This window comes from Streptomyces hazeniae (assembly GCF_031845485.1).
Lineage (GTDB): Bacteria > Actinomycetota > Actinomycetes > Streptomycetales > Streptomycetaceae > Streptomyces > Streptomyces hazeniae.
Map to the genome: position 1 here is coordinate 60,981 of NZ_JAVREQ010000007.1, position 16,943 is coordinate 77,923.

Below are 16,943 nucleotides of genomic sequence, written 5' to 3' on the forward strand. Positions count from 1 at the left end.
CCGGCACGCTTCAGCACACGGCAAGGGTGGGGGCACGGTGGCGGGCTTCGACGACCGCAGCGAGAGCACCAGCGCGACGGGGTACGACTTCTCCCCCGGGGCGGAGATCCCTCTCACCGGCTCCTCCGGCGGTACGGTCGCCACGCATGCGCTGGCCTCGGCCGCCTATCGGGACCGGGATGTCAAGGACCTGCTGGCGGCCAACCCGGACACCAAGGTGAAGCCGCCGAAGCTGTCGCTCTTCGAACCCAACCTGGGCGAGGCGTTCTCCCGGGCGGTGCAGACCCGGCTGCTCGGGGGCGCGCGGAAGGCGATCATCCAGTCGTTCGGCAGCGAGCCGGCCGTCGTGGTCGAGCACTGTCTGGCGGCCACCCGCATCCGCAAGGAGCGGGACGCCCACCTGACCGTGGTCATGCTGGTGTCCGGGCTGCTGTTCCTGCCCGGCGTGCTGCTGTGGCTGCTGGTGTTCCAGCTGCGCCGGTCCCTGGCCGGGGCGCAGAACAAGCGGGTCGGCGCGTTCGGCGTGGCGGCGATGGTCGCGCTGGGCGTGCTCGCCGTGGTCTTCCTGCTCCGGCTGCCGCTGGACGGGTTCTGGGCGCTGTACCTGCGGGTGATGCTGGTGGCTCCGGTGCTCGGCTGGCTCTGGGCCAAGCGGATCTGCGAGCGGTACGCCAAGGACCTTCAGGGCCGCTGGGCGGGCCTGCTCTCCGGCGGTGGCGTGGGCGCGAAGATCCCCGAGGCGGTGCCACGCACCCCGGGTGACGCCGGCGCCGAACGCATCCGGCTGGCCCTGCAAAAGCTCAGCGCCGAGCAGGCCAGCAACCTGGTCTTCTACGCCGGCCCCAAGGGGATCCTCGGCATGGGCACCCGCTGGGGAAGCTGGCAGCTCGCGGAGGAGCTGCGGCCGTCCGACCCGGCCAAGGACATCGACCCCTTCCGCAGCTGGGACGTGGTCCGCGCGATCCAGGACCGGCTGCGGATGCTGGAGCGCAGCCCCCTGCACACCGGAGGCTTCCCCCCGCCGACGATCCGGCACTGGGTCGTCTCGCCCATCGGCGAGAAGGCCACGGAGGTGGAGCGCCGGGAGGGCCAGGAGGTCGAGGCGTTCCGCATCAAGGACTTCGAGATCCAGCGGATCTGCGACCAGCAGCAGTTCGGCAGCGGCGACCGGCACTACCTGGGCGTGCAGTTCGTGCTCTGGGACGGCCAGTTGGTGATCACCATGCTGATCACGGTGACGATGCTGCACCACACGTTGCGGATCGAGGTGACCGGCCACGCCCTCGGGCCCGTGCACCCGCTGTTCACCACCAAGCCGAAGGCGCGGACCAAGGAGGTCTCCAAGAGCGTGCGCTTCTGGGAGACCAAGGAGGTCACCCTGCCGCTGGTGGAGACGAAGGAGGTGGTGCGCCTGGCCGCGCGCGCTCCGTTCACCTGGTACCCGCCGCTGCTGGACTTCCTCGGCGGCAAGCTCACGCTGCCGGAGCCGTTCGGGCTGCGCCACACCTGGGCGGACAAGCCGTGGCGGCACCGCTTCATGGCGGACGACGCGCTGCGTGCGGCGACCCCCGTACTGCGGGCGGTGCACGCGGCGACGATCCGCCTGCTCGAGGAGAAGGGCTGCGCGACGCAGCAGTTCGGCACCCGCTCGGACGTCCTCAGCGGCCTGGTGCAGGGCGTGGAGCCCAGGCACGCGGACGTCTACGACGCCTGAGCGCGCGGGCGGGGGCCGTGGCCGTCGGAGGCGGGCCCCGCCCGGTGGTCACGCCCCGGGCCAGGCCTCCGCGAGCAACCGCCGGGTGTCGGCGAGGAGCTGCGGCAGGATGCGGGTGTGGCCGACGACCGGCATGAAGTTGGTGTCGCCGCCCCAGCGCGGCACCAGGTGCTGGTGCAGGTGCGCGGCGATCCCCGCGCCTGCGACGGATCCCTGGTTCATGCCGATGTTGAAGCCGTGCGCGCCGGACACCTTCCGCAGCGTGGTCATCGCCCGCTTGGTGAACTCGGCGAGTTCGGCGGTCTCCTCACGGTCGAGTCCGGTGTAGTCCGCGACGTGCCGGTAGGGGACGGTCATCAGGTGACCGCCGTTGTACGGGTACAGGTTGAGGACGGCGTAGACCTGCTCGCCGCGGGCGACGATCAGCCCGTCCTCGTCGCTCTTGGAGGGGATCGAGCAGAACGGGCAGCCGTCCCCGGAGCCCGGCCCGCTGGGCTTGTTCTCCCCCTGGATGTAGGCCATGCGGTGCGGGGTCCACATGCGCTGGAACGCGTCCGGCGCGCCCACTCCGATCTGCTGCTCGGGCTGCTCGCTGCTCATGGGTGCCAGCATATGGCGAGGGCCCCGGGGGAATGCCCCAGGGCCCTCACGGTGCTCGGCGCGTGTGCCCGGCACGCGTGCCGGTGCGCTGCGGTCAGGCCCGCTGCTCCACCGCGGCGCGCAGCTCGGCGAGGGCGTCCTCGCGGGCCACGCCGTTCTTCTGCGAACCGTCGCGGTAGCGGAAGCTGACGGCGCCGGCGGCGACGTCGTCGTCGCCGGCGATGATCATGAAGGGGACCTTCGACTTCTGCGCGTTGCGGATCTTCTTCTGCATCCGGTCGGAGGAGCTGTCGACCTCGACCCGGAGCCCCTGCCGCTTGGCCTCGGCGGCGAAGGCCTCCAGGTACGGGACGTGGGTGTCGCCGATGGGGATGCCGGTGGCCTGGACGGGGGCGAGCCAGGCCGGGAAGGCACCGGCGTAGTGCTCCAGCAGGACGGCGAAGAACCGCTCGATCGAGCCGAACAGGGCACGGTGGATCATCACCGGCGTCTGCCGGGAGCCGTCGGCAGCGGTGTACTCCAGCTCGAACCTCTTGGGCTGCTGGAAGTCGACCTGGATGGTGGACATCTGCCAGCTCCGGCCGATGGCGTCCTTGGCCTGCACCGAGATCTTCGGCCCGTAGTAGGCGGCGCCTCCGGGGTCCGGGACGAGCGGCAGCCCCTGCTTGTCGGCGGCCTGGCGGAGCGCCTCGGTGGCCTCCTCCCACTCCGCCGGCTCGCCCATGAACTTGTCCGACTCGTCGCGGGTGGACAGCTCCAGCTCGAAGTCGGTGAGGCCGTAGTCGCGCAGGAGGTTCAGCACGAAGGTGAGCAGCCCGTCCAGCTCGTCGGCCATCTGCTCCTTGGTGCAGTAGATGTGCGAGTCGTCCTGGGTGAAGCCCCGGGCGCGGGTGAGGCCGTGCACGACGCCGGACTTCTCGTACCGGTAGACCGTGCCGAACTCGAACATGCGCAACGGCAGTTCCCGGTACGACCGTCCGCGGGAGCGGAAGACCAGGTTGTGCATCGGGCAGTTCATGGCCTTGAGGTAGTAGTCCTGCCCCTCGAACTCCATGGGCGGGAACATCGACTCGGCGTAGTTCGGCAGATGGCCGGAGGTCTCGAAGAGACCCTTCTTGCTGATGTGCGGGGTGTTGACGAAGTCGTAGTCGGCCTCTTCGTGCCGCCTGCGCGAGTAGTCCTCCATCACGCGGCGGACGATGCCGCCCTTGGGGTGGAAGACCGCGAGGCCGCTGCCCAGCTCCTCCGGGATGGAGAACAGGTCGAGTTCGGCGCCCAGTTTGCGGTGGTCGCGCTTCTCGGCCTCGGCAAGGAACTCCAGGTGGGCCTTGAGTTCGTCCTTCGTGGGCCAGGCGGTGCCGTAGATGCGCTGGAGCTGCTTGTTCTTCTCGCTGCCCCGCCAGTACGCAGCGGCGCTGCGCATCAGCTTGAAGGCGGGGATCAGGCGGGTGGTGGGCAGGTGCGGACCGCGGCAGAGGTCCTTCCAGCACAGCTCGCCGGTCTTGGCGTCGAGGTTGTCGTAGATGGTCAGCTCGCCGGAGCCGACTTCGGCGGAGGCGCCCTCGGCGGCGTCCGCGGCGGCGCCCTTGAGGCCGATCAGCTCCAGCTTGTACGGCTCGCCGGCCAGCTCCTCGCGGGCGTCGTCGTCGGTGGTGACGCGGCGGGAGAAGCGCTGGCCGCGCTTGACGATCTCCTGCATCTTCTTCTCGATGCGCTTGAGGTCGTCGGGGTGGAACGGCTGGTCGACGTCGAAGTCGTAGTAGAAGCCGTCCTTGATGGGCGGGCCGATGCCCAGCTTGGCCTCCGGGAAGAGCTCCTGGACCGCCTGAGCCATGACGTGCGCGGTGGAGTGCCGGAGGATGTCCAGTCCGTCGTCGCTGCCGAGGAGGACCGGCTCGACCTCGTCACCGTCGGCGAGGGGGTGAGTCAGGTCGCGCAGCTCGCCGGCGACGCGGGCGGCGACGACCGTGCGGTCGCCCTCGAAGAGCGCGGCGGCCGTGGTGCCCGTGGTCACCACGCGTTCTTCCCGCTCGGAATCGCGTCGGATGATCACACGGACGTCTGTCACCGGTCTCTCCTGAATGTCTCGACGTGACGGCGCCGGAACGCTCACCGGCCGCCGCGGGAATCGTACCGAGCGCCGGGGGCGCACTGCGAAAGCCCCACAGGACCCCGCCGGGCGCCGTACGCGGTCCCGGTACGCGAGAAGGCCGGCCCGTCGGACAACGGGACCGGCCTTCGGCTGAGGGTGGGCGATACTGGGTTCGAACCAGTGACCTCTTCGGTGTGAACGAAGCGCTCTCCCACTGAGCTAATCGCCCCTCGAAGTGCGGCCCGGAGGTGCTCCGGCGTCCGGCACGAGCAGCACCATACCCCGCTGGTCACCCTTCGTCCAAACCCCTTAGCCGGGCGGTGAGTCCACGGCGTCCGGCGCGCATCATCCATGCGTGGTTGGCGCGCAGCAGGGGGCGGGCGGGCAGCGCGACGAGCCGCAGCAGGGGCGTCGCCACCTCGGTGTACTGCTCGAAGTCCACGCGGCTCCCCCCGCCGGAATCGGCGCGCACCGTACACCGGACCCAGCCCCGCAGGTCCCCGTCCATGACCACGGAAAGGTCACCGCCGCCGGGTCCGGGCGGGCGCGGCTCCCGTCGGCCGGCCCGCAGCGTGACCCGGTGCTCCAGCGGCAGGAAGGAGCGCAGGCGGATCTCGGCCGTCTCCCCGTCACGCGCCGCGACCGCCGGTGACGCCGCCCGGGTCTGCGGCCACCAGGCCGGGTAGTCCTCGACCCGCTGCAGCTCGGCGTAGACCCGGGCGGGCGGGCCCGGCATGCGGCGCCAGGAGCTGCGGAAACGGAAGCGGTGCCAGGGTCTCGTCACGGCGCCCTCCGGGACGTGGAGACGGCAGAGAAAGGCCGGGTGGCCGGAACCTTCCATTCCGGCCACCCGGCCTCCACTGTGGGCGATACTGGGTTCGAACCAGTGACCTCTTCGGTGTGAACGAAGCGCTCTCCCGCTGAGCTAATCGCCCGGGTGCGGCGCCCACATTACCGCATGTCAGGGGGTGCTCATGACCGCGTGCGAGCCGCACGTGCCGCCCGGCGGCGCTTGAGCCACTCCCTGCCCTCGTGGAGCTTCCTCCGGGTCCAGCGCATCACCAGCCGGGCCCAGACGAACTCGGTCGCCCAGATGGCCATGCCCGCGAAGACGGTGAGCCAGCCCGGGCCCCGGAACCACCAGCATGACGGCTCCGGCGATCACCACGGCCAGGCCGACCAGGAAGACTCCGACCTGCCAGCTCAGGTGGAGCGGGCGCCGCTCGCGGACGAAGCGGGGGGGCACGGGAGCCCAGCGGCCGCTCGATCCTCGCCCCGGACCCGGACCCGGGCCCGGCATCCTGCTCCCCATGCAGGGGCGCCAACCTACCGGACGCCGCTCACCCACACGTCACCCGAATGGACGTACGAGGAAAATGCCGATCGGCCACGCGAACGACCTCAAGCCTTACAAATCGGTCAGAGGGGTTTACAACCGGCCGGTAGGTGGCATGTCGATTGCGCCGACGTGCGAACCCCCGAGCGCACACTGAGCGAAAGGCCCTGGCGCTTATGAACACCACGGTCAGCTGCGAGCTGCACCTGCGCCTCGTTGTTTCGAGCGAGTCCTCACTGCCTGTACCCGCGGGCCTGCGGTACGACACGGCCGATCCCTACGCCGTGCACGCCACCTTCCACACCGGCGCGGAGGAGACCGTCGAGTGGGTCTTCGCCCGCGACCTCCTGGCCGAGGGCCTGCACCGGCCCACGGGCACCGGTGACGTCCGCGTCTGGCCGTCCCGCAGCCACGGTCAGGGAGTCGTCTGCATCGCCCTCAGCTCCCCGGAGGGAGAAGCCCTGCTCGAAGCGCCCGCCCGGGCGCTCGAGTCGTTTCTCAAACGGACCGACACCGCTGTGCCGCCCGGCACGGAGCACCGCCACTTCGACCTGGACACCGAGCTCTCGCACATCCTCGCGGAGAGCTGAGACTCCGCCGGTCCGCCGCAGCCGTCCGACTCGGGGCGACGGCTGCGGTGGCCGGTGGCCGGATCCGGCCCGACGGCGCCGCCGCCGCGCGCACCGCGCGGAGGCGGCGCCGTCGCGTGCCGGCAGCGGCTAGGCTCGGGCGGCATCGGACACCCGCCGAAGGCCAGGAGCGACGGTGCAGATCAACCACGACACCCGGTGCGCACTCGACGACGTCGTCGACCTGCTCAACACCGCGCCGGACGGTGACACGCCCGACGGTCTGCTCTCCGTCGAGGAACTGCGCGCATACGTGGACCGCAACGCGGTCAGCGACGTCGGCACGCTCGGAGAGGACGACCTCGCGGCGGTCCGCTCGGTGCGGGACCGCTTCGCCGGCGTCTTCGCTGCGCCCGACGCCCGCACTGCCTCGAAGCTGATCAACGCCCTGGTCGCGGAGGCCGGCACGACGCCGCAGCTCACCGACCACGACGGCTACGACTGGCACGTGCACTACTTCGCGCCCGGCGCCTCCGTGGCGGACCACCTTGCCGCGGACGGCGGGATGGCGCTGGCGTTCATCCTCGTCGCCGGAGAGCGGGAGCGGCTGCGGCGGTGCGAGGCCCCGGACTGCGGGCGGGCCTTCATCGATCTCTCCCGCAACCGCTCCCGCCGCTACTGCGACAGCCGTACCTGCGGGAACCGGCTGCACGTGGCCGCGTACCGGGCGCGGCAGCGGGAGTCCGCGGACGCCGGCTGACCCGCCGGACGGCGCCGAAAGCCGTCCGGCCCCACCACGGTCACAGGATCAGCAGGTCGTGCACCCCGCACAGGCCCAGCAGCGCGCCGATCACGGCGAGGAAGAGCATCAGCGGCGGCTGGGAGAGCGCGAAGAGGCAGCCCCGCGGCTCCTCCCCCGGCTCCCGGCCGACGGCCTCGCGCGGGACGGGGAGCGCAGCGGACGGCGGGACGGGGACCGGCGTCGCGGCGGGGGCGGGGACCGGCGCAAGGGCTCGTCCCGGGTCGTTGAGGTCGCCCGGAGGGGCGTGCGGGGTGCGCTGCATCTCGCGCCGATGATGACGCAGACGGCCCCCGCGGCGCCGGTCAACACGCCCGGTGCCGCGGCGGGTTCGTCAGATGCCGTGCTTCTTCAGGATCGCCTCGATGTCGGAGAAGTCGTCCTCGCCCCCCGCCGGACGGCCGCCCCGTGCTCCGCCGGAAGCCGTGGCCGGCTCCGCCGCACGGCCGGCCGCCTGTGCGCCGGCTGTGGTGCCGGACCCGGCGCCCAGCGCTCCGGTGGACGCCTGCGGGGCACTCGCCGTGCCGAGCCCCTTCCGCTCGGCGCGGGCCGCGGCGCGCCGCTCCCGGCGGGACGGCCGCCGCTCCCGGCCGGAGCTCCGGCCGGCGGCGACGCGGGCGACCACGTACAGGACGACCGCGAGGGCGAGCACGCCGAAGCCGGCCCAGACCTCCGGGTCGAGCACCAGGTCGGTCGCCCAGCCGCCGACGGCCCGGCCCACCTTCCCGGCGAGGCTGATCAGGCCCGCCATGGCAAGCCCGATCGGCACCAGGGCGAATGCCGCGATGCGCGTCGCGGCGGCGAACCGGCGCCGGTAGGCCGTGAGGAGGGCGATGGCGAGGCCGGCCGCGGAGAGGGCGGCGCACACGGTCGTGGTGAGCATGTCTCCATCGTGCACCTCGGACCGCCCGAGCGGCCATGCCTCCAGGGAACGCCGGGAGCGGAATCCGGGGGAAGTCAGGGTCCGGGGCGCCGCCCGCGGGGTGCGAGACTGTCCGCCATGAACGCTTCCTCCCCCGCCATCCCCCCGGTGCTCGACGTGTGGTGCGAGCTCCAGTGCACGGACTGCCGCCGCGCCCAGGACGATCTGCGTGCCCTGCGCGAGCGGTACGGCGACGCCCTGGAGATCAGGTGGCGGCACTTCCCGCTGGAGAAGCACAAGCACGCCTTTGCGGCGGCGCAGGCGGCGGAGGAGGCCTACGTGCAGGGCAGGGGCGACACGTTCGTGGCGGCGGTGCTGGAGCGTGCCGAGGAGCTGGGCCGGCGCGGCGAGGAGCTGCTGCTGGAGGTCGCCGCCGAGGTGGGGGTGGACCCCGACGAGGTCGCGACCTCCCTGGTGGACGGCCGGCACCTGCTGGTGGTGGACGCCGACCAGGCGGAGGGGCAGGCGATCGGCGTCACCGGCACGCCGACGTACGTCATCGACGGTGAACGGATGGACGGCGGGAAGAGCCAGGAGGGCCTGCGGGAGCGCATCGAGGAGATCGCCGACCGGCTCCTCGGACGCGCCCGGTCGTGAGTCACAGGCCCGGCCCGGCTCCGGCCGGTCACAGCAGCGGCTTGGCCAGGTGGTGTTCCACGGGCCGGTAGCCGAGGGACGCGTACAGGCTGCGGGCCGGCGCGTTGCCGCTGTGCACGTTGAGGCCGAGCACCCGCGCACCCGCCTCGCGGCACACGTCCTCGGCGGCCCGCATCAGGGTGCGGCCGTGGCCGTGGCCGCGGTGCTCCGGGTCGACCTCGACCGCGTACACCCAGGCGTCGGCGTCCGGGCGCGGCGCGCCGTCGAGACGCAGCCAGAGGACTCCGACCGCGGTGTCCGAGTGCAGCAGCCGGTGGAAGGACATCCCCGGCGTGGCGGGGCCGTCCGGCAGCAGGGCGCGCTGGGCGTGTTCGGCGTCCCGGGCGGCGCGTTCCGGTGCGGCGCCGTCGGCGGTCAGCGCGGCGGCGAGCTGGGCCAGGTCGCGCGCGCTCCAATCCCGGTAGTGGTCGTCCGTCATCGGCCGCAGGCGGACGCCGTCGGGCGGGACGGCCGGCGGGCCGTGCGGGTGGAGCTCCGTGAGCAGGTGGCGAGCCCGCTCGGTGTAGCCGAGGGCCGCGGCCAGCCGCAGTGCGGGCCGTGCGGCGGCCGGGACGGCGACGGCGAGGCGTACGCAGCCCCAGCCGCGCAGGAGTTCCTCGGCGGCCAGGGCGGCGACGGTCGCGCGGCCCCGGTGCCGGTCGGGCTCGTCCACCTCGATCGCGGCGATGCGGCCGGTGCGGAGCCCGTGCTCGTCGGCCGCGGTGACGTGGAGACCGCCGACCCGGCGCCCGTTGACGCAGATGTCGTAGCGGCGGCTGCGGAAGGTGCCCGGGGACGCGTCGTCGCCGGGCTCCTCCGGGCCTGCGGGGCGGAGGGTGGTGGTCACGTGCTCACGGCTCCGGGACGGCGGCGGAGCGCTCCTCGAAGAGCCGCATGGCCTTGGCGGTGACCGGCCCGGGGGCGTCGCCCAGGGTGCGGGGACCGACGCGGTGGACGGCCTGCACGTCGCGCAGGGAGGAGGTCAGGAAGATCTCGTCGGCGCGGTCCAGGACGTCCATCGGCAGGTCGGTCTCGCGGGCGCCGGACCACTCGGCGACCAGGGCGCGGGTGATGCCCGCCAGGCAGCCGGAGGTCAGCGGCGGAGTGTGCAGTTCGCCGTCGAGGACGACGAAGACGTTGGAACCGGTCCCCTCGCACAGCCGGCCTGCGGTGTTGGCGAACAGCGCCTCGGTGGCGCCGTCCTGCCGGGCACGGGCGAGGGCGATGACGTTCTCGCCGTAGGACGTGGTCTTGAGGCCGGCCAGGGCGCCGTGCTCGTTGCGCGTCCAGGGGACGGTGACGACGGCCGTGGTGTCCGGCCGGCGTGCGGCCTCGCCGAGCGCGACGACCAGGGTGGGGCCGGCGTCGCCGCGGTCGGAGCCGAGCGGCGAGTGTCCGCCGGTGTAGGTGATGCGCAGGCGGCCGAGCGGCATCGGGTTGCCGTCGAGGACGGCCGCGCAGGCACGCCGGACCTCGTCCAGGTCGGGTGCGGGCAGGCCCATCCCGCGGGCGGAGACGGCGAGCCGGTCGAGGTGGCGGGTGAGGGCGAAGGGGACGCCGTCGGTGGCCTTGACCGTCTCGAAGACGCCGTCGCCGACGGTCAGGCCGTGGTCGAACACGGAGACGCGTGCGTCGTCGACCTCCCGCAGGGAGCCGTCGAGCCAGATCCTCACGTGGTGGTCCTCTCCTCCTGCCGGTTGCCCGGTACGGGTTCCGCCGGGTCTGTCCCCGACGCTACCGCGAGCAGCCGGGAGGCCTTGAGCTCGGTCTCCGCCCATTCCCGCTCCGGGTCGGAGTCCCAGGTGATGCCGGCCCCGGTGCCGAAGCGCAGCACGGGCCCGGCCGGGTGGGCGCGGTCGATCCAGAACGTACGTATGCCGACGGCGAGTTCACCCGTCCCCCGGTCGGCGTCGACCCAACCGACGCCGCCGCAGTACGGGCCGCGCGGCACGGTCTCCAGAGAGCGGATGACGCCCAGTGCGCTGCGCTTGGGGGCGCCGGTGACCGAGCCGGGCGGGAAGGTGCCGTCCAGGAGCCGGGCCCAGGTGCGGCCGTCACCGGCGGCGGCGATCCGCCCGCGGACGGTGGAGACCAGGTGGACGAGCCCGGGGTGCGCTTCTACCGCGCACAGGTCGGGGACGGTCACCGAACCGGTGGCGCAGACCCGGCCGAGATCGTTGCGGACCAGGTCGACGATCATCACGTTCTCCGCGTGGTCCTTCTCCAGCAGGTCGGCGGAGGTGCGGCCGGTTCCCTTGATCGGGCCGGAGGTGACCGTGTCCCCCTCGCGCCGCAGGTAGAGCTCCGGGGAGGCGGTGGCGACCTCGACGCCGTGGGCCGGGAGGCGGACGGTGCCCGCGTACGGCGCCGGGTTGCCGGCGGCGAGCAGCGCGCCGAAGGCGTCGACGTCGGATGCCTCGGGCCGCGGGTCGGGGAGCGGGGCGGTCAGGACGCGGCAGAGGTTGGCCTGGTAGACGTCGCCGGCGGCGATGTACTCGCGGATGCGGCGGACGCCCGCGGTGTAGCCGGCGCGGTCCAGGGAGCTGGTCCAGTCGCCGGGGGCGGGCCCCCGCCAACGGGCGTCGTGCGGGCGCCGGGAACGGGCCGGATCGGGCCGGACGTCGCCGAAGCGGGCGCAGGTCAGCCCGCCCTCGAAGTCCGCGACGACGGCCCACCAGCCCCGGGAGTCGAGGGCCTCGGGGTCACCGGTCACCTCGCGCAGGTCGGTGGCGAGGAGACCGCCGAAGCGGGCGAGAGGCGGCAGATCGTGCACGCGTACGAGTGTAGGAGGCCCGCCTGAGCGGCCACGCTGCGCAAACGGAATTTGAGCCTGGCCCGGAATCCGATAGAGTTCACACGTCGCCGGGTCGCGGAAGTGGGCCGGAGACGGGTGACTTCCGGGCGCACGTCCCGGCGGAGACCCACGCGGACGTGGCTCAGCTGGTAGAGCATCACCTTGCCAAGGTGAGGGTCGCGAGTTCGAATCTCGTCGTCCGCTCGGATGGGGGCCCTGTGTCCCCGCCATGGTGGAGTGGCCGAGAGGCGAGGCAACGGCCTGCAAAGCCGTCTACACGGGTTCAAATCCCGTCTCCACCTCGGACGATTAGCTCAGCGGGAGAGCGCTTCCCTGACACGGAAGAGGTCACTGGTTCAATCCCAGTATCGTCCACTGGCCCGCACTCCACCGCCCTCGGGGCGGTGGGAGGCACGGCCCCGCGCGATTAGCTCAGCGGGAGAGCGCTTCCCTGACACGGAAGAGGTCACTGGTTCAATCCCAGTATCGCGCACGCACGTCCCGGACGATTAGCTCAGCGGGAGAGCGCTTCCCTGACACGGAAGAGGTCACTGGTTCAATCCCAGTATCGTCCACGCGCCACGTCAGCCCCCCTGCCTTCCGGCCGGGGGGCTGACGTCGTTCCGGGCGTCAGGAGGAGAAGAGCATCCTGCCGAAGCCGCGGTGGCCGTGGTGACCGTGGTGCGGAGCGCCCCAGGCGGGTGCGGCCGGGTAGGACTGCGGTACGGGGGCGGCGGGCGGCGCCGGCGGCGGCGCCTGGCCCGACCACTGCGACTCGAAGCGGCTCAGCGCCTCGAGCTCCCCGTAGTCGAGGAAGATCCCCCGGCATCCGCTGCACTGCTCGATCTGCACGCCGTTGCGGTTGTAGGTCTGCATCGGCGCACGACACTTGGGACACTGCATCGTCTGCGTCAACTCCTCGCCTGTCGTTTCACTGGCTCCTTAAGCCTACGGCCGGGCGGGGCCGGGGAGTTCGACGATTCTGCAACAAGCCTCGACGAGCGCGCGCTCGTCCGGGTCGAGGGTCCGCGCCTCCGGTGTCGCCTTGGCCACGGCAACCGCCGCGGTCTGCACCGTGAGAGCCCGCGCGGGCTCGTCGAGCCAGTCCCACAGGTCGTCCACCGGCGGGCGGCGGACGGCGAGGTAGCCCACGAGCAGCCGCTCCCAGGCGGCGGGCGGCAGCAGCCCGGCGGCGAACCAGGCGGCGGGCCGTGCCAGGTCCCAGGCGGGGTCTCCGAGTCCGAGGTCGTCGATGTCGATGAGCTGCCACCGGCCCTCCGGCGGGGGGTGGCGGACGAGTTGACCGAGGTGGAAGTCGCCGTGGCACAGCGCCCGGGGGCGCTCCGGGGGCGGCGCGTCCTCCGCGCGGCACCAGGCGGGCAACCGCGCCCAGGCGCCTTCGACCGCGTGGCGCGCGGCGTCCAGCGAGGCGTGCGCATCCTCCGGTGCGGCACGACCCGTCGTCCCGCCGACGGGAGCGTCGGGAGCCGCGGGCGCGTCGGGAGCCGCCTGGGCGGCGCGACGCATCCGTCTCACGGCGGCCGCGGCCTTGAGGGGGCCGCGCATGGGCGGCAGCGGGCCGTTGCGGCGGGCGATCTCGTCGTGCGGCGCGGTGTGCAGCCGGGCGAGGAGCGTCCCGGCCTCCTCCCACGGCGCCGCCTCCGGATCGGCCGGGTCGACGGGGACGCCGTACGGCCAGGCCGTGGCCGGACGCCCGTCGTGGAGCAGGCCGGCCGGTTCGGGGCGCAGCGGAGGCAGCAGGACGCCGCGCAGGGCGGGGTCGGCGGCGACCCGCAGCCGTAGGGCGAGCGCGGCCGGGTCCACGTCGGGTGCGTGGGCCTTCGCCACCGCTCCCCCGGCGCGAACCACCGTGCCGTCGGCGCGGTCGGCGAGCAGCACGGGCTCCCGGCGCGGCGGGGGCAGAAGGGCGGCGAGCTCCGCGGCCGGCGACGGCCCGGACGGCGGAGGAGGCGGGGCGTGCTGCTGCATGCGCACGGATCGTACGCGGCGGTCGCGACGGACGGCACTGGGCGGTGCGGCACGGGCGGTGCGCAGCCGGACCGGACGGCGCGGGCCTGGACGGCGTGGAGCCCGGGCAGCTCCCCAGCTGCCCGGGCTCATCTGCCGTCCGCCGCACCCCCGTCCCCACGGGGCTGATGGCCGGCTGTCCCCGGCTCGGGCCGCTCTCCCGAGCCCCGGGGCGCCTCAGCGCCCCAGTATTCCGGCCACGGACGACGCCTGGGTGACGACCGCCTCCACGCCGCCGAAGACGACGGCGAGGAGCAGGGCCATCGGAAGGACCATGACGGCGGCGGCGACGGGATGCCGGCGGCCGCCGGGGCGGGCGCCGAAGGCGGACGTCGCCGCCGCCAGTCGTCCCTGCACCCGGGACGCGGTACGCCCTGCTGTGTGCGCCATGGCTCCAGCTCCTGTCCGGTTCGGGGCGGCGGGCGTCTGACCTCGGGGGACGAGTGCGTTCGCCCGCCGCTGGAAAACCACACTAGGCGCGGGAGGGAGCAGGTGCGTCATGCCCGCGTACCGACTGCGGGGCCTCCCGCAGGATGACGGCGCAGGCGCCGGACTACTCCCCTGGGTGGAGTCGCGTCGCGCCAGGTCGGGGGTCTCCCGGAGGGGGCGGGGCCGGGACGTACGGGTCACCTGCTGCCGTCGGGGGCTGCCGGTGACGTCGCTCACGGAGGAGGCGGAGCAGTGCCGCTGGGACGGCCCGCAGGGCCCGGCGGTACGGAGACACCGGGGTCACGCGCCGACGGGCCGACGGCCTGTCAGAAGGAGCGACGCGCACGGTAGTTGGGGAACAGGGTGGTGCGGGGGTGGCTCCGCCGGACCGGAGAACGGCGGAGACGGCCACCGGCCCGTACTGACACGGAGTCTGACGGCACGTGTGCCGCCTCTCGTTGCCGGGCGCCCGTAGTCCGTAAGCTGTCCTCGTCAGCAGGACGGCGGCGGTTGGGGTCTCCCACCGGAGGTAGGGGAACGACATGGCGATGATGCGGCTCCGGCGCGAGGACCCGCGAGTCGTCGGCTCGTTCCGGCTGCACCGGCGGCTGGGGGCCGGCGGCATGGGCGTCGTCTACCTGGGGTCCGACAAGCGGGGCCAGCGCGTGGCGCTGAAGGTCATCCGGCCCGACCTGGCCGAGGACCAGGAGTTCCGGTCCCGGTTCGCCCGGGAGGTGTCCGCCGCGCGGCGGATCCGCGGGGGATGCACGGCCCGGCTGGTCGCCGCAGACCTGGACGCCGGCCGGCCCTGGTTCGCCACGCAGTACGTGCCCGGCCCCTCCCTCCACGACAAGGTGACCGAGGAGGGCCCACTGCCCGCCTCGCAGGTCGCGTCCATCGGCGCCGCCCTCGCGGAAGGGCTGGTCGCCGTGCACGAAGCGGGGGTCGTGCACCGCGACGTGAAGCCGTCCAACATCCTGCTGTCCCCCAAGGGCCCGCGCATCATCGACTTCGGCATCGCGTGGGCCACGGGAGCGAGCACCCTCACCCACGTGGGCACGGCCGTCGGATCGCCCGGTTTCCTCGCTCCCGAGCAGGTGCGGGGCGCGGCGGTGACCCCGGCCACCGACGTGTTCTCGCTCGGTGCGACGCTCGCCTACGCCGCGACCGCGGACTCCCCCTTCGGCCAGGGCAGTTCGGAGGTCATGCTCTACCGCGTCGTCCACGAGGAGCCGCACCTGCACGGGGTGCACGCGGCGCTCGCTCCGCTCATCGAGGCGTGCCTGGTGAAGAACCCCGAGGAGCGGCCGAGCACGTTGCAGCTCTCGCTGCGCCTCAAGGAGATCGCCGCCCGCGAGGCACGCGGTCTGCCGGACGCCGCCGTGCCGGCGGAGCCGGCCGCGGCGGCGCGGGCTCCGCGCCGCCCGACGGGGTCCCGGGCGGAGGAGTACGCGCGGCAGCGCACCGAGCACGACGGGGGCGGTCCGGCGTCGCGCACCGGTGCGTCGCCGCGCACGGGGGCCCGGCGTCCGGCGCAGCGGCCGTCCGCGCAGCGCGGGGGCCCGGCACGGAAGCCGGCCACCGCCGGCCGCTCGGCCGGCCGGCCCGCACCGGCGGGCCGGGGCAGCGGCCCCGACCGGCGGCTGCTGCGGCAGCGGCTCTTCGTCTTCGTCACGGTGACGTTGCTGGTCGCTCTGGGCATCGCGGCGGCCCAGGGCTGCGAGAGCTCCCTCGACGCGCTGGGCGCCCCCCGGCCCGCCCCGTCCTCCGCACCCCACTGACCCCCGCCACGCGCACGGCGGCGTCCCGGCCATGGCCGTGGGGTGGCCGGTGAAGCCGTGGGGCGACTCGTGCCGTGCCGGCGCACGGGCTCAGGCCACGAGCAGGCGCAGGCCCAGCTCTGCCGCGTCGAGGGAGACGAGGTCCCGGTTACGTGCGGCCCAGCGGCCCGAGGAGAGGTCGTCACGGAGGCTGTCCACCGCCCGCTGCTCAGCCTGAGGCCCGACCCTGGTCCATACCGATACCGCACGGCGCACAGGGTCCTCCAGGTACGCCTCGGGCCGGCGCCAGTGGGCCTCGAAGAAGCCGTCGGCACAGTCCCACGGGATCAGCACCGGCTGGGCGCGGCCCCCGATCGCGCGGGTCATGTCGGCCAGTGAGGGCCAGCCGACGAGGAGGCCGGCGAACTCGGGCAGGTAATCGCGGGTCAGCCAGAACCGGTCGAGTCGGCCCGGCGAGCCGGCGTCGTAGGTGAACACCACCACGCGCCGGGCCACTCGCCGCATCTCGCGCAGCCCGGCGATCGGGTCCGCCCAGTGGTGAACGGTGCTGACCGCCATCGCGGCGTCGAACGACTGATCGGCGAAAGGCAGGCGTTCCGCTCCGGCGGCCACGCACGGCGCCGCACCCGCGGGGCGCTGCGCCCGCATCACCGCCGACGGTTCCACCGCTGTGACCTCGCGGTCCGGGGGCTCGTAGGAGCCGGTGCCGGCCCCGACATTCAGGACCGTACGGGCTTCTCCGAGCGCGTCCCAGATCCTCGCGGCGATCCGCCGCTCCGTGCGCCGCGTCGCCGGGTAGGCGGACCCGATGGACTCGTACAACTGCGCGCCGAACACTTTCAGTTGATCCTCCGGCTCCGTCCGGATCCCCATCGCTCGTGCCTCCAGCTCCTCGTCGATGGCCGCCACCGTGGCGGCCAGGCGGTCGCGCTGCTCCTGCAGCAGGCCGCGCAGCCGGCGCAGGCGGGCGACCGCGTCGGTGGTCGGGTCGTCCACCAGGTCCGCGATCTCCCGCAGGCCGAAGCCCAGCCGCCGGTAGCCGAGCACCTCCCGCAGCCGCTCCACGTCGCCCGCCGAGTAGGCCCGGTACCCGGTCGCGGTCCGCGCGGACGGCGGCACGAGGCCGATCTCGTCGTAGTGATGCAGCGTGCGCACGCTCACGCCGGCCAGCTCGGCCACGCGGCCCACGGTTAGGTGTTCCTCCATGCCGACGACGATGCGGCATCACGCCGCGTGAGGGTCA

At 73.6% G+C, this 16,943-nt stretch carries 17 protein-coding genes, 7 tRNA genes and 1 pseudogene; 10 read left to right on the forward strand and 15 right to left on the reverse strand.

The genetic code is table 11. The annotated features are described in order from the left end of the window. Positions 1-37 precede the first annotated feature (37 nt). Entirely contained in the window at positions 38-1,714 is a 1,677-nt protein-coding gene (locus tag RM572_RS10095) for a hypothetical protein (RefSeq protein WP_311672934.1), read from the forward strand. Between the two features lie 48 nt (positions 1,715-1,762). On the opposite strand, the gene RM572_RS10100 is transcribed toward RM572_RS10095, so the two are convergent. The 6 genes and pseudogenes from RM572_RS10100 to RM572_RS10125 form a co-directional block, all read right to left on the reverse strand. Then, on the reverse strand, positions 1,763-2,326 hold the full coding sequence (locus RM572_RS10100) for an HIT family protein (RefSeq protein ID WP_027762663.1): 564 nt from the start codon (positions 2,324-2,326) through the stop codon (positions 1,763-1,765). An 82-nt stretch (positions 2,327-2,408) separates the two neighbouring features. Next, positions 2,409-4,382, reverse strand: a complete 1,974-nt coding sequence (thrS, locus tag RM572_RS10105; RefSeq protein ID WP_311672935.1) for a threonine--tRNA ligase — start codon at positions 4,380-4,382, stop codon at positions 2,409-2,411. 181 nt (positions 4,383-4,563) lie between these two features. Beyond that, positions 4,564-4,635, reverse strand: a tRNA-Val gene (locus tag RM572_RS10110). A 60-nt stretch (positions 4,636-4,695) separates the two neighbouring features. Beyond that, on the reverse strand, positions 4,696-5,190 hold the full coding sequence (locus RM572_RS10115) for an SRPBCC family protein (RefSeq protein ID WP_311672936.1): 495 nt from the start codon (positions 5,188-5,190) through the stop codon (positions 4,696-4,698). Between the two features lie 79 nt (positions 5,191-5,269). After that, positions 5,270-5,341 (reverse strand) — tRNA-Val (locus RM572_RS10120). Between the two features lie 85 nt (positions 5,342-5,426). Continuing rightward, positions 5,427-5,722 (reverse strand): annotated as a pseudogene (locus RM572_RS10125) (TIGR02611 family protein); the annotation flags it as partial. A gap of 196 nt (positions 5,723-5,918) precedes the next feature. Here RM572_RS10125 and RM572_RS10130 point away from each other — a divergent pair. Together RM572_RS10130 and RM572_RS10135 are read left to right on the forward strand one after the other, a co-directional pair. Continuing rightward, positions 5,919-6,332, forward strand: a complete 414-nt coding sequence (locus tag RM572_RS10130; protein WP_311672937.1) for an SsgA family sporulation/cell division regulator — start codon at positions 5,919-5,921, stop codon at positions 6,330-6,332. A 175-nt stretch (positions 6,333-6,507) separates the two neighbouring features. Continuing rightward, positions 6,508-7,071 (forward strand): CGNR zinc finger domain-containing protein, encoded by a 564-nt coding sequence (locus tag RM572_RS10135; RefSeq protein WP_311672938.1) that lies wholly within the window; start codon positions 6,508-6,510, stop codon positions 7,069-7,071. A 40-nt stretch (positions 7,072-7,111) separates the two neighbouring features. On the opposite strand, the gene RM572_RS10140 is transcribed toward RM572_RS10135, so the two are convergent. Together RM572_RS10140 and RM572_RS10145 are read right to left on the reverse strand one after the other, a co-directional pair. Then, complete coding sequence (locus RM572_RS10140) at positions 7,112-7,375, reverse strand: hypothetical protein (protein WP_311673090.1); 264 nt, start codon at positions 7,373-7,375, stop codon at positions 7,112-7,114. A gap of 69 nt (positions 7,376-7,444) precedes the next feature. Further along, complete coding sequence (locus RM572_RS10145) at positions 7,445-7,993, reverse strand: hypothetical protein (RefSeq protein ID WP_311672939.1); 549 nt, start codon at positions 7,991-7,993, stop codon at positions 7,445-7,447. A gap of 117 nt (positions 7,994-8,110) precedes the next feature. Between RM572_RS10145 and RM572_RS10150 the strand changes: the two genes are divergently transcribed. Further along, positions 8,111-8,629 (forward strand): DsbA family protein, encoded by a 519-nt coding sequence (locus RM572_RS10150; RefSeq protein WP_311672940.1) that lies wholly within the window; start codon positions 8,111-8,113, stop codon positions 8,627-8,629. Between the two features lie 28 nt (positions 8,630-8,657). Here RM572_RS10150 and RM572_RS10155 read toward each other — a convergent pair whose 3' ends face one another. From RM572_RS10155 to RM572_RS10165, 3 genes are read right to left on the reverse strand one after another with little or no spacing between them, the layout of a single operon-like run. Continuing rightward, complete coding sequence (locus RM572_RS10155) at positions 8,658-9,515, reverse strand: GNAT family N-acetyltransferase (RefSeq protein ID WP_311672941.1); 858 nt, start codon at positions 9,513-9,515, stop codon at positions 8,658-8,660. Between the two features lie 4 nt (positions 9,516-9,519). Continuing rightward, positions 9,520-10,341: an aminotransferase class IV gene (locus RM572_RS10160; protein ID WP_311672942.1), complete on the reverse strand. Its 822-nt coding sequence runs from the start codon at positions 10,339-10,341 to the stop codon at positions 9,520-9,522. Continuing rightward, positions 10,338-11,441, reverse strand: a complete 1,104-nt coding sequence (locus tag RM572_RS10165) for a chorismate-binding protein (protein ID WP_311672943.1) — start codon at positions 11,439-11,441, stop codon at positions 10,338-10,340. Before RM572_RS10165 ends, RM572_RS10160 begins: the two co-directional genes overlap by 4 nt. Before the next feature lie 152 nt (positions 11,442-11,593). On the opposite strand from RM572_RS10165, the gene RM572_RS10170 reads away from it, so the two are divergent. The 5 genes from RM572_RS10170 to RM572_RS10190 all read left to right on the forward strand — a co-directional run bounded on the left by RM572_RS10170 (position 11,594) and on the right by RM572_RS10190 (position 12,037). After that, positions 11,594-11,666: transfer RNA gene (locus tag RM572_RS10170), tRNA-Gly, on the forward strand. Positions 11,667-11,693: 27 nt separating this feature from the next. Then, positions 11,694-11,764, forward strand: a tRNA-Cys gene (locus RM572_RS10175). 1 nt (position 11,765) lies between these two features. Further along, positions 11,766-11,837 (forward strand) — tRNA-Val (locus RM572_RS10180). A gap of 46 nt (positions 11,838-11,883) precedes the next feature. Next, positions 11,884-11,955: transfer RNA gene (locus RM572_RS10185), tRNA-Val, on the forward strand. Between the two features lie 10 nt (positions 11,956-11,965). Then, positions 11,966-12,037, forward strand: a tRNA-Val gene (locus RM572_RS10190). 55 nt (positions 12,038-12,092) lie between these two features. Here the strand turns inward: RM572_RS10190 and RM572_RS10195 are convergent. From RM572_RS10195 to RM572_RS10205, 3 genes are all read right to left on the reverse strand, one after another. Next, on the reverse strand, positions 12,093-12,365 hold the full coding sequence (locus RM572_RS10195; protein WP_311672944.1) for a TFIIB-type zinc ribbon-containing protein: 273 nt from the start codon (positions 12,363-12,365) through the stop codon (positions 12,093-12,095). A 45-nt stretch (positions 12,366-12,410) separates the two neighbouring features. Beyond that, on the reverse strand, positions 12,411-13,451 hold the full coding sequence (locus tag RM572_RS10200) for a phosphotransferase (protein WP_311672945.1): 1,041 nt from the start codon (positions 13,449-13,451) through the stop codon (positions 12,411-12,413). A gap of 216 nt (positions 13,452-13,667) precedes the next feature. Beyond that, positions 13,668-13,880, reverse strand: a complete 213-nt coding sequence (locus RM572_RS10205) for a hypothetical protein (protein WP_027762673.1) — start codon at positions 13,878-13,880, stop codon at positions 13,668-13,670. Between the two features lie 581 nt (positions 13,881-14,461). On the opposite strand from RM572_RS10205, the gene RM572_RS10210 reads away from it, so the two are divergent. Further along, positions 14,462-15,700, forward strand: coding sequence for a serine/threonine-protein kinase (locus RM572_RS10210; RefSeq protein WP_311672946.1), 1,239 nt, complete (start codon positions 14,462-14,464; stop codon positions 15,698-15,700). Positions 15,701-15,790: 90 nt separating this feature from the next. Here the strand turns inward: RM572_RS10210 and RM572_RS10215 are convergent, their stop codons facing one another. Beyond that, positions 15,791-16,906, reverse strand: a complete 1,116-nt coding sequence (locus tag RM572_RS10215) for a MerR family transcriptional regulator (protein ID WP_311672947.1) — start codon at positions 16,904-16,906, stop codon at positions 15,791-15,793. Between the last annotated feature and the right edge of the window lie 37 nt (positions 16,907-16,943).

What these genes read in the sequence shown, in the direction of transcription:
- RM572_RS10130 (WP_311672937.1), top strand. Translation starts at nt 5,919, where the DNA reads ATGAACACCACGGTCAGCTGCGAGCTGCACCTGCGCCTCGTTGTTTCG.
- RM572_RS10195 (WP_311672944.1), bottom strand. Translation starts at nt 12,365, where the DNA reads ATGCAGTGTCCCAAGTGTCGTGCGCCGATGCAGACCTACAACCGCAAC.
- RM572_RS10150 (WP_311672940.1), top strand. Translation starts at nt 8,111, where the DNA reads ATGAACGCTTCCTCCCCCGCCATCCCCCCGGTGCTCGACGTGTGGTGC.
- RM572_RS10100 (WP_027762663.1), bottom strand. Translation starts at nt 2,326, where the DNA reads ATGCTGGCACCCATGAGCAGCGAGCAGCCCGAGCAGCAGATCGGAGTG.
- RM572_RS10200 (WP_311672945.1), bottom strand. Translation starts at nt 13,451, where the DNA reads ATGCAGCAGCACGCCCCGCCTCCTCCGCCGTCCGGGCCGTCGCCGGCC.
- RM572_RS10215 (WP_311672947.1), bottom strand. Translation starts at nt 16,906, where the DNA reads ATGGAGGAACACCTAACCGTGGGCCGCGTGGCCGAGCTGGCCGGCGTG.
- RM572_RS10210 (WP_311672946.1), top strand. Translation starts at nt 14,462, where the DNA reads ATGGCGATGATGCGGCTCCGGCGCGAGGACCCGCGAGTCGTCGGCTCG.
- RM572_RS10205 (WP_027762673.1), bottom strand. Translation starts at nt 13,880, where the DNA reads ATGGCGCACACAGCAGGGCGTACCGCGTCCCGGGTGCAGGGACGACTG.
- RM572_RS10145 (WP_311672939.1), bottom strand. Translation starts at nt 7,993, where the DNA reads ATGCTCACCACGACCGTGTGCGCCGCCCTCTCCGCGGCCGGCCTCGCC.
- RM572_RS10140 (WP_311673090.1), bottom strand. Translation starts at nt 7,375, where the DNA reads ATGCAGCGCACCCCGCACGCCCCTCCGGGCGACCTCAACGACCCGGGA.